We start from the raw sequence: 10,287 nt of genomic DNA, 5'->3' as shown, positions 1-10,287 counted from the left end.
GGCCGCCCGGGTGATCGGCGAGGCCGACGTGGTGGCCTACCACAGCGCCCGGCACGGCCGCAGCATCGCGCGCGGCATCGCCGAACCGTACCTGCGGCCCGGCCAGATCGAAGAGCACCTGGTCTATCCGGTCACCACCGAGACGACCGACCATCCCGGCGGCTATGCCGGTGCGATCGAGGACTTCTACGTCGAGGCCACCGAGCGCATCGCGGCGCATCTGGAGGCCGGTCGCAATGTGGCCCTGCTGGCCGAGGGCGATCCGCTGTTCTACAGCTCCTACATGCATCTGCACACCCGGCTGACGGAGCGGTTCCACGCGGTCATCGTGCCGGGCGTGACGTCGGTGAGCGCCGCCTCGGCGGCCATCGCGACGCCATTGGTGGCCGGCGACGAGGTGTTGTCGGTGTTGCCGGGCACCCTGCCGGTCGAAGAGCTGACCCGACGGCTCGCCGACGCCGACGCGGCCGTCGTGCTCAAGCTCGGCCGCTCGTATCACGCTGTGCGGGAAGCTCTTTCGACGTCAGGACAACTTGACGACGCGTTCTATGTGGAGCGGGCCAGCACCGCTTCGCAACGCATCCTGCCCGCCGCCGACGTCGACGAGGCCGGCGTCCCGTACTTCTCACTGGCCATCCTGCCGGGCGGGCAACGCGGCGGGCGCGCTGCCGCCGTCGGCAGCGTCACGGTGGTGGGTCTGGGCCCCGGCGACATGGATTGGATGACGCCGCAGACCCGCCGCGAGCTCGCGGCGGCGACCGACCTGATCGGCTACGGCGGCTACCTGAGCCGCGTCCCGGCGCGCGACGGCCAGCAGCGTCACCCCAGCGATAACCGTGACGAGCCCGAGCGGGCCCGCCTGGCCTGCGCGCTGGCCGAACAGGGCCGCGCCGTGGCGGTGGTGTCCTCGGGCGACCCGGGCGTGTTCGCGATGGCGACGGCGGTGCTGGAAGAGGCCAAGGAATGGCCGGGCGTGCAGGTGCGGGTGATTCCGGCGATGACAGCGGCCCAGGCCGTCGCCAGCCGGGTCGGCGCGCCCTTGGGGCATGACTACGCGGTGATCTCGCTGTCGGACCGCCTCAAGCCGTGGGAGGTGATCTCCGCGCGACTGCAGGCCGCCGCGGCCGCCGACCTGGTGCTGGCCATCTACAACCCGGCTTCCAAGTCGCGGACCTGGCAGGTCGGGGCGATGCGCGACATCTTGCTGGCCCACCGCGAACCCGGCACCCCGGTGGTGGTCGGCCGCAACGTCTCCGGCCCGGACGAAGACGTCCGCGTGGTCAGGCTGGCCGATCTCGAGCCCACCGAGATCGACATGCGCTGCCTGCTGATCGTCGGGTCGTCCCAAACCCAGTGGTACTCACACGATTCCACCGACCGGGTCTTCACACCGCGGCGTTACCAGGCCTGAAACGCCGGCTAGTCGCGATCCCAGGTGCTCGGCATCATCGGCAGGGTGGGGCCGTCACTCAGCCCGTCGCGCGTCAGCGTGGCCAGCCCGGTGGCCTGCGCGGCATCGGGTTTGGTTGCGGCGCCGGCGAATCCGAGCGGTCCCGCACTGTCCTCGGAAGGGCGGGGGGCGTACGGGTCTCCGGCGTCGGCGGCCGGGGTCGTCCCCCCGTCCATCTCCATGAACTCATAGCGGTAGGCGCGCTCGGTGGCGGTGCCGCCGCGACGCCGGCGGGCCCGCGCCTTCTTCTTGGCCTCGGCGGCCGCGGCCGCGGCGGCGGGCGTGTCGAGGTCGTCGGACGACGGTTCCTCCGACTTGCGCCGAGACCGGCTGCTCGCGCTGCCGCGCGCCGACAGTCCCGAAAGCCCCACGGCGTACAGGGCGTTGAACGCGTTCGCTCCGATGCCGTCGGTCGCCGTGGGACCGAAGCCGACACCGGGTCCGCCGCCCACCGGTCCCCCGCCCGCCGATCCGGCAACGGTCGTCGCGGGCGCGGTGGACGGGGTGGGCACGTGGCTCACGCTCGCCGGCGCGGTGGCGATCGTCGGCGTCGGTGCGATGACCGGCGCGGGCGCCGCCGCGACCGCCGGCAGGGGCGCGGGCGTCGAGAGCGGGACCGCGACGCTGATCGCGGTGACCGCCGCGGCCACCCCGCCCGCGGCGGCCGCGCCGATGGCGGCCACGACAACCGGGGCGAGCACCACCGCCATCTGGATCGCGAGCTGAATGAACGGCCAGAAGATCATCAGCGTGTGGAAGATGGCCCAGCCCAGCGCGGTCGACAGGGCCGGCGAGAGCCCCAACTGGCCGAAGAACGAGGCGAGGCTATTGACCCAGGGCACCGGCGGGAACGGCCACCCACCGGGGTTGAGGTCCTTGGACACCGGCCACGCGAAGTTCTGGGTGTACTGCTGCAGCCACTGGGTGAGCTGGTCCATCCACGACGGATAGGTCTGCGTCGCCGCCTGCTGCTGGGCGCTCGAGGTGTCGGCGTTGTTGAGGTTGGAGCCCGAACTCGCGGCCGGCGCGACGGCGGCCGCCTGTACCGCCGCGACGCCGGCGGTGGCGGCCTCGGCCCCGGGGACGACGATGGTCGGCGCGGGCGTCGTCGCGGGGACCGCCGCCAGCGCGGATTCGCTGACGGCCTGGTAGGTGGTCATCGTCGTGGCGGCCTGCACCCACATCCGCGCGTAGTCGGCCTCGTTGACGGCGATCGGAATGGTGTTGATCCCGAAGAAGTTCGTGGCGACCAACGCCCCGTGCACCGCATGGTTGGCAGCGAGCTCGCCCAGCGTCGGCATAGCGGCCAGGGCGGTGGTGTAGGCGGTGGCCGCGGTCTCGTGCAGGGCCGCGGCCGTCGTGCTCTTGGCCGCGCTTTCCAGCAGCCAGGCCTGATAGGGGGCGTGTGCGGCCACGTACTGGTCCGCGCTGGGGCCGTCCCACGAGCCCGCCTGCACCGCCCCCAGCACTCCGCTGAGCTCGGCTGCCGCGGTCGCGTAGTCGGTGCTCAGCGACGTCCACGCGGTGGCGGCGGCCAGCAGCGGCGCGGGGCCGGGGCCGCTACTGAGCAGTGTCGAGTGCACTTCGGGCGGAAACGCGATCCAGATCGGGGCGGTCATCGTCGGGGGCCTTCGGGCAAGGACACGAATACCTCTTCGGTGCATCTCGTGGGTGGGCTGGCGATGCGTACGACCAGAGGTCGGTTGCCGCCGCCGTTTAGTTCCCCGCAATTTCGTTCCGGGGCCAAATGTGGCGAGTCTTTGCGCGGGGCCGGGCCATGCGCAACGATGCAGGGATGCGGTGTGAGATTGCGCGCGAAGCGCTGTCGGCTCGATTGGACGGCGAGCGTCCCCAAGTCCTCGCGCAGCAAGTCGACGCCCACCTCGAATCCTGCCGCAGCTGCCGCTCCTGGTTGATCGGGGCGGCGGTGCAGACGCGCCGGCTGGCTTCGGTGACGCCCGGCGAGGGCCCCGACCTGGTCGACAAGATCATGGCGAGCATCGGCGAGCAGGCCACCGGACATCAGGCCCGGATGCGCTGGCTGCGGTCGCACTACCGGCGCTGGGGCCTGATCGCGGTCGGCCTTTTCCAGGTGGCGATCGCCGCCGCCCAGATCAGCGGAATCGATTTCGGCATGGTGTCCGAGCATATGCACGGCGCGATGTCCGGTGAGCACCTGATGCACGAGTCGACGGCCTGGTTGCTGGCGTTGGGTCTGGCGATGATCGCGGCCGGTGTCTGGCCCGCCTCGGCCTCGGGAGTGGCGGCCATCACCGGTGTCTATTCCGTTGCGCTGCTGGGCTATGTCATCGTCGACGCCTTCGCCGGCGAGGTGACCGCCACCCGCATCGCCAGCCACATGCCCCTGTTGTTGGGCTTGGCGTTTGCGTTGCTGGTGGCGCGGGAACGGGTGGGCTCGCACCGCCGGCGCGGCTCGGATGCTTCGGACGACGCACACTTTCCCGCCTGGGCGGCGGACTCACCCAGCGGTCGGCGGCGTGGGCATCTGCGGCCCATCAACCATGCCGCCATCGACCCCACCGCATCGTCTACGACGGGCCGTCGTAGAATCGGAAAACTCGCACAACAAAGGTGGTTGGGCATGATCGCGCCGAGCGATGACGAGGCCGTAACCGAGCTCGCGTTGTCAGCCGCGCGCGGAAACGCGCGAGCGCTCGAGTCGTTCATCAAGGCCACCCAGCAAGACGTGTGGCGGTTCGTCGCCTATCTCTCAGATTCGGGCAGCGCCGACGATCTGACCCAAGAGACCTTTCTGCGCGCCATCGGCGCCATCGAGCGGTTCTCCGGGCGTTCGAGCGCGCGGACCTGGCTGCTCTCGATCGCGCGCCGCGTGGTGGCCGACCACATTCGCCACCTGCAGTCGCGGCCCCGCGCGGCCATGGGTGCCGATCCCGAGCACGTGGTGCGCGCGGACCGGCACGCCCGCGGGTTCGAGGACCTGGTCGAGGTGACCACCATGATCGCCAACCTCAACGCCGAACAGCGCGAAGCCCTTTTGCTCACCCAACTGCTCGGCCTGCCCTACGCCGACGCCGCCGCGGTCTGCGGTTGCCCGGTGGGCACCATTCGTTCCCGCGTCGCGCGCGCCCGCGACGCGCTGCTGGCCGACGGCGAGCGCGGCCACCTAACCGGCTAGCACGAACCCTGTAGCGCGCCAATCCATTCGGCGGCCTCGGCCACCGTGCCGACGGTCGACACGCCGGCCGGTAGCGGCGGGCGCGCCACCATCACCACCGCAACGTTCAGCGCCGCCGCGGCATCCAGCTTCGCGCGGGTCATGTCCCCGCCGCTGTTCTTGGTGACCAGCGCGTCGATGCGGTGGTCACGCAGCAGCGCGAACTCGTCGTCGTAGCCATACGGTCCGCGGGAGAGCACCACCCGGTGACGGCGCGGCAATGCCGAAGGGTCGGGGTCGGTGACCGCACGGATCAGAAACCACGCGTCGCTGCCGGCGAAGGCCCACACGCCCGAGCGCCCGGTGGTCAGAAACACCCGCGAATAGCCTTGCCGGGCAACGGTTTCAGCGGCATCGGTGTCGGACTCGACGACGATAGCGGGGCCCGGGTCCCAGGCGGGGCGCGCCAGGATCAGGTGGGGAATCCGCAATTCGGCGCAGGCGGTGGCGGCGTGCGCCGTCATGGTGGCGGCGAACGGGTGGGTGGCGTCGACGACGGCGTCGATGCGTTCGTCGTGCAGCCAGCGCCGTAGCCCGTCGACGCCGCCGAACCCCCCGATGCGCACCGGTCCGACCGGCAGGGCAGGGTCGGGCACCCGGCCGGCCAGGGAGCTGACGATGTCGATGCGGGGATGCAGCGCTTTGGCCAGGGCGCGCGCCTCGCCGGTGCCGCCGAGCAGCAGGACGCGCATCAGTGCCGGCTCCCCCGCGCCCGCCCGGTCGAGTACAGGTAGCTGTCGGTGAATCCCCCGGCGGTCAGCGCGTCGCCGACGACGATCACCGCGGTCTTGGTGATGCCGGTCCGATGCATCTGCTCGGCGATGTCGGCCAGCGTGCCGCGCAGCACCGCCTCTTGCGGCCAGCTGGCGAAAGCCACGACGGCCGCGGGTGTCTCGGCGCGGTAGCCGCCTTCGAGCAGTTGCGGAACGATGGTGTCGATCTGGGCGGCGGCCAGATGCAGGACCAGGGTTGCGCCGGACCGGGCCAGGGTCTTCAGGTCTTCGCCGGGCGGCATGGCCGTCGACAGGGTCGCCACCCGGGTCAGCGTCACCGTCTGCGCCACCCCCGGGACGGTGAGCTCGCGCTTCAGCGCGGCCGCCGCGGCGGCGAAAGCCGGAACCCCGGGCACGATTTCGTAGTCGATGCCCAGGGCATCGAGCCGGCGGCACTGCTCGGCGAGCGCGCTGTACAGCGACGGGTCACCGGAATGCAGGCGCGCCACGTCGTGGCCGGCGGCGTGCGCCTCGCTGAGTTCGGTGATGATCTGCTCGAGCGTCAGCGGGCCGGTGTCAACGACTTTCGCGTCGGGCGGGCACAGGGCAAGCAGGTCGTCGGGCATGATCGATCCGGCGTACAAGCACACCGGGCAGGATCGCAGGAGCCGCTGACCGCGCACGGTGATGAGGTCGGCCGCGCCCGGGCCGGCGCCGATGAAATACACGGTCACTTGGTCACCACCCACTGGGTGACCGGGTACTGCGGGCGCCAGCCGGTGAATGCGCCCAGCGGCTCACCGTGATAATGCTGGAAGCGTCGCAGCTGGCCGCCCAGGCGCTGATGTGCTTGCGCGAGAACGGCTTCCGATTCGGTGGTGACCACATTGACGACGAGCCGTCCGCCGGCGGGCAGGTTGTCCAGGCAGGCGTCGAGCAGACCGGGCTGGGTCAGTCCGCCGCCGAGGAAGATCGCCGACGGCGGCTCGGCGCCGGCGAATGCGTCCGGAGCCTCGCCGCGCACCTCGATGTCGGCCCCGAAGGCCGCGGCATTGATGTCGAGATTGTGCCTGCGCCGCTCGTCGCGCTCGAATACCACTGCGCTGCAACCGCGCCCGCTCAGGCACCACTCGATGCTGATGCTGCCCGAGCCGGCGCCGATGTCCCACAACCGCTCGCCCGGGCGCGGCGCCAGGGCGGCCAACGTCACCGCGCGGATCCCCTGCTTGGTGATCTGCCCGTCGTGGGTGAACGCGTCGTCGGGTAGTGGCGAGACACGGTCGTCGGGCAGGTAGCGCACGGCAATCACGTTGAGATCGTCGAGGTCTCGGTCACCGGCCCAGTCGCGGGCGGTGCCGTCGCGGCGGTGCTCGTCTGGGCCGCCGAGGCGTTCGAGGACGGTGAATTCGGACTCGCCGCGGCCATGCGCGGTGAGCAGTGCGGCGAGTTCGCTTGGCGTGGACTTGTTCTGCGACAGCACGATCGCTTGGCCGCCGCGGCGCACCGCGGTGCGCGGCTGCGCGGTGACCAGGCTGATCACCTCGGTGTCGTGGACGTTCCACCCCATTCGCGCGCAGGCCAGCGTCACCGAGGACACGTGCGGCAGCACCCTGACGTTGCCGCGGCCGTGCAGTCGGATCAGGGTGCCGCCGATGCCGTGCAGCAGCGGATCGCCGCTGGCCACCACGTGCACGTCGCCCGTGTGCTCATCGAGCAACGTCTGCAGCGCGGGCATCATCGGCGACGGCCATTGTCGTCGCGGCGCGGGCACCGTGTCATCGAGAAGGTCGAGTTGCCGCTGGGAGCCGTAAATGATTGCGGCCCTGCGGAGTTCGGTGCGTGACGCTTCGCCGAGTCCGGGCATGCCGTCGGCGCCGATGCCGACCACGACGATCATGAGCGCCGCTCTGCATGGTCGCCGGCGCGGATCATCGGGGCATCCTGCGCCAGATGAACTGCGGCAGCAGGCGCATCACGGCCGCCGCCGGTCCGAGCGCCCACGGGATCCACACCGTGCGGCGCCCCTTTGCGAGCGCTCGTGCGGTCGCGGCGGCCACTTGGGCGGGTGTGCTCGACAACGGTGCGGGCGACATGCCTTCCGTCATGCGCCCGATGACGAATCCCGGGCGGGCGATCAGCAGGCGGACGCCGGTGCCGTGCAGCGCGTCGGCCAAGCCGCTGGCGAAGCCGTCCAGGCCGGCCTTGGCCGAGCCGTAGACGTAGTTGGCGCGACGCACGCGTGCGCCGGCGATCGAGGAGAACACCACCAGCCGCCCGTTGTCCGCTTTGCGCATCGCGGCGGCCAACTGGGTGAGCAGGCTGACCTGGGCGAGGTAGTCGGTGTGCACGACGGCGACGGCGTGCGCGGCGTCGATTTCGGCGCGGGCCTGGTCGCCCAGGATGCCGAACGCCAAGACCGCAGTGCCGATGGGACCGTGCTCGGCGACGATCGAGGCGACCAGCGGCCCATGCGAGGCCAGGTCGTCGGCATCGAATTCCCGGGTGTCGACCGCCGCGGCCCCGGCGAGTTTGAGCGCGTCGACCTGGTCAGCGAGTTGATCAGCGCGGCGGGCGGCCAGCACCACCGTCGCGCCGGGCGCGAGGAGTCGCGCCAGCTCGATCCCGATCTCGCTGCGGCCACCCAGGATCAGTACTGGACCTGCGCCCGTGTCGTCCACGGCTGCGATTATCACCTGCGCTAGCGTGGGCGGTGATGGCGAATACCACTACCCGGCTCACCGATGACGCATTGGCGTTCCTGTCGGAACGCCATCTGGCGATGCTGACCACGCTGCGAGCCGACAATTCGCCGCACGTGGTGGCGGTCGGATTCACCTTCGATCCCAAGACGCACATCGCGCGGGTCATCACCACCGGGGGTTCGCAGAAGGCGGTCAACGCCGATCGCGGCGGGCTGGCCGTGCTCAGCCAGGTGGACGGCGCGCGGTGGCTGTCGCTGGAGGGCCGGTCCAAGGTCAACAACGACCCCGACGCCGTGCGCGACGCCGAGCTGCGATACGCCCAGCGCTACCGCACCCCGCGCCCCAATCCACGACGCGTGGTCATCGAGGTTCAGATCGAGCGGGTGCTCGGGTCGTCGGATCTTTTGGACCGGGGCGAGTAGGAGCTCGCGGGTTAGGTGGGACCTAGCAGCGGACCGACCAACGGCAACCGAACGCATTTAAACGGGAATCCCGCGATTATTTCCAGGTGGCTGCAAGAGCAAATCGTCATGTTTACGGAGACGGCAAGCTTCAATGAATTCGATTGCCGCCTTTCTGTCGTCTAAGAATTGATCGAATTGGCTCATTGTAAGCTCATAGTACTCGTCGTAGTCCACAATCCCATTGCTTACGGGTATCGACGCGTAATAGCGTCCCGACAGCGACTCAATGCCGATCGCATATCTATCCTCACGTGACAAATAAGTGTCGTTAAACTGCATTAGTACTTCTTCCCTAGACAGCAGGACTTATGCTTCAATGCTGGACCTCAGTTCGCTCGTTTCATTCTTGGATCGGCCCCGGACTTGCTATATCAGCTAACGAAGGTTCCATCCAACGCATCGACCGATCTCGTGCAAGGCTTCCTGGGACAGTTCTGGATGCTTTTCATGGAAACGCCGCAGGATGTCGTTAACGCCTTCCGCTAGCGTCATATCTCCCCATTCGAGCGGCATGCTAACTGCTTCGTGCACCAATTCGGAAACACGCGCGATCAACGATTCGGCTTGCGATTGCCCGTACACCTCTAGCAACTTTTCTTTGTCGATATGAGGAACCGCGGTGTCTCTGATGGCTACGACAATTGCGGCGTTTACGACGGCCGGATCCATCCTCAGCTCCTTCATCGCTCGAAAATCGTTGTTTCAGCACCGGTTTCGGGATCGATGATCACGATCCTGGTGACATTTGGATTGTCCATGAGTCGTGGAAGCTCGACCGCTTGCCACACACCACCGGGGCGAAGATTGGGTCCGATAACCGCGTGGACTTCACCTCGAGCGTTAGCAGCATATGTTTCGGAGACCTTCGACCACCACGCCTCCGCTGCGGGGTCGTCAAAGCTCCACTTCGGTGGCGATATGCCATTTCGCTCCAGCAGGCCCTCCAATGTGGTCCCGCTGCGTGAAGCTGCAAACAGGTCTGCAGATCCATTTCCGCCGGCTGATGATGGCCCGATGCCGACGCCATCGGAAGTTCTGCCCGACCAGAAAAATGCTCCATCCGGAGGCGGGGTAAGAAGCTCCGGGGGCGGCAGCGGATACGGTCCGACGAAGCCATCACCTGCTTGCGGCTCGCCGTTGGTGTCGTGGCCGGGCGGATGGTGCTTGTCCTCTCTCGGCGGACCCCCATCGCCGTCGCCATGCCCACTGGGATCCCCGGGTGGCCCTTCGGGCGGGTGTCCACCTGGCGGACCGCCGTCGCCGGGGCCATGCGTGCCACCGCCACTCGGCGTTGGCAATTCGGTCGGGCGCCCGCCTGGGACCTCGAAAGGGGAACCCGCTGAGGGAGGTGAAGGTGGCGATGGGTGGGGGCCGATAGGCGCGGTCTCAGCGGAAGATCCGCTCGGTGACACGGGCAGCGACGAATGGTCGAGTAGTTGCGGAGTTGCCGACGGCAGTCCGTCGCCCGCCGCCGCCTGCACGGGCGGAAGACGTGGACCGGCGGTCGGCGCCGAAACCGGCTCACGCGGCCCACCCGACGGCTCGGCGACTGGGTCGTGAGCGCCACCGGCCGGCACGGAGACCGGCTCAGGCGGCTGCTCCGCCGGCACCGGCTGCGCCGGCCGCTCCCGGGGGTCCGCACGATCCGGCGTCTGTGCCATCCGGCGGCCCGCACGAACCCACCGCGGTGCCGGCGGAGCAGCCGCCTGAGCCGGTCTCCGTGCCGGCCGGTGGCGCTCACGACCCAGTCGCCGAGCCGTCG

Annotated in this window: 9 protein-coding genes and 1 pseudogene; 4 read left to right on the top strand and 6 right to left on the bottom strand. The window is 69.5% G+C overall.

Translation table 11 applies throughout. The features are described from left to right. Positions 1-1,411 (top strand): precorrin-3B C(17)-methyltransferase (cobJ, locus tag A5646_RS06170; RefSeq protein ID WP_067020610.1); only part of this gene is annotated, 1,411 nt, incomplete at its 5' end. Positions 1,412-1,419: 8 nt separating this feature from the next. Here the strand turns inward: cobJ and A5646_RS06165 are convergent. Further along, entirely contained in the window at positions 1,420-3,069 is a 1,650-nt protein-coding gene (locus A5646_RS06165) for a PPE family protein (protein WP_067020605.1), read from the bottom strand. A 128-nt stretch (positions 3,070-3,197) separates the two neighbouring features. On the opposite strand from A5646_RS06165, the pseudogene A5646_RS30230 reads away from it, so the two are divergent. Then, a pseudogene (locus A5646_RS30230) lies at positions 3,198-3,938 on the top strand (DUF2275 domain-containing protein); the annotation flags it as partial. A 114-nt stretch (positions 3,939-4,052) separates the two neighbouring features. Then, entirely contained in the window at positions 4,053-4,607 is a 555-nt protein-coding gene (gene sigC / locus A5646_RS29770) for an RNA polymerase sigma factor SigC (protein ID WP_231998251.1), read from the top strand. Here sigC and A5646_RS06155 read toward each other — a convergent pair. The 4 genes from A5646_RS06155 to A5646_RS06140 are packed head-to-tail and all read right to left on the bottom strand — an operon-like array spanning position 4,604 to position 8,037. Continuing rightward, positions 4,604-5,341 carry a cobalt-precorrin-6A reductase gene (locus A5646_RS06155; protein ID WP_197505130.1) on the bottom strand — a complete coding sequence of 246 codons (738 nt, stop codon included), beginning with the start codon at positions 5,339-5,341 and terminating at the stop codon, positions 4,604-4,606. The genes sigC and A5646_RS06155 overlap by 4 nt on opposite strands. After that, a complete protein-coding gene (gene cobM / locus A5646_RS06150; RefSeq protein ID WP_066867201.1) occupies positions 5,338-6,093 on the bottom strand; it encodes a precorrin-4 C(11)-methyltransferase in 756 nt (251 codons plus the stop codon). The genes A5646_RS06155 and cobM overlap by 4 nt, the downstream gene beginning before the upstream one ends. After that, entirely contained in the window at positions 6,090-7,256 is a 1,167-nt protein-coding gene (locus A5646_RS06145; protein WP_066875878.1) for a bifunctional cobalt-precorrin-7 (C(5))-methyltransferase/cobalt-precorrin-6B (C(15))-methyltransferase, read from the bottom strand. Before A5646_RS06145 ends, cobM begins: the two co-directional genes overlap by 4 nt. A gap of 31 nt (positions 7,257-7,287) precedes the next feature. Beyond that, a complete protein-coding gene (locus A5646_RS06140) occupies positions 7,288-8,037 on the bottom strand; it encodes an SDR family NAD(P)-dependent oxidoreductase (RefSeq protein WP_067020593.1) in 750 nt (249 codons plus the stop codon). Between the two features lie 35 nt (positions 8,038-8,072). On the opposite strand from A5646_RS06140, the gene A5646_RS06135 reads away from it, so the two are divergent. After that, on the top strand, positions 8,073-8,483 hold the full coding sequence (locus A5646_RS06135; protein ID WP_066867196.1) for a F420-dependent biliverdin reductase: 411 nt from the start codon (positions 8,073-8,075) through the stop codon (positions 8,481-8,483). 417 nt (positions 8,484-8,900) lie between these two features. Here A5646_RS06135 and A5646_RS06130 read toward each other — a convergent pair whose 3' ends face one another. Then, positions 8,901-9,194, bottom strand: coding sequence for a hypothetical protein (locus A5646_RS06130; RefSeq protein ID WP_067020608.1), 294 nt, complete (start codon positions 9,192-9,194; stop codon positions 8,901-8,903). Positions 9,195-10,287: the final 1,093 nt, after the last annotated feature.

The organism is Mycobacterium sp. 1245499.0, assembly GCF_001673615.1.
GTDB lineage: Bacteria > Actinomycetota > Actinomycetes > Mycobacteriales > Mycobacteriaceae > Mycobacterium > Mycobacterium europaeum_A.
Note: the sequence above shows the minus strand (reverse complement) of the source record. Positions and strands in the feature narration are given on the sequence as shown.

Excerpts from the sequence above, each read along its gene's own strand:
- A5646_RS06165 (WP_067020605.1), bottom strand. The coding sequence starts at position 3,069 with ATGACCGCCCCGATCTGGATCGCGTTTCCGCCCGAAGTGCACTCGACA.
- sigC (WP_231998251.1), top strand. The coding sequence starts at position 4,053 with ATGATCGCGCCGAGCGATGACGAGGCCGTAACCGAGCTCGCGTTGTCA.
- A5646_RS06145 (WP_066875878.1), bottom strand. The coding sequence starts at position 7,256 with ATGATCGTCGTGGTCGGCATCGGCGCCGACGGCATGCCCGGACTCGGC.
- A5646_RS06135 (WP_066867196.1), top strand. The coding sequence starts at position 8,073 with ATGGCGAATACCACTACCCGGCTCACCGATGACGCATTGGCGTTCCTG.
- A5646_RS06130 (WP_067020608.1), bottom strand. The coding sequence starts at position 9,194 with ATGGATCCGGCCGTCGTAAACGCCGCAATTGTCGTAGCCATCAGAGAC.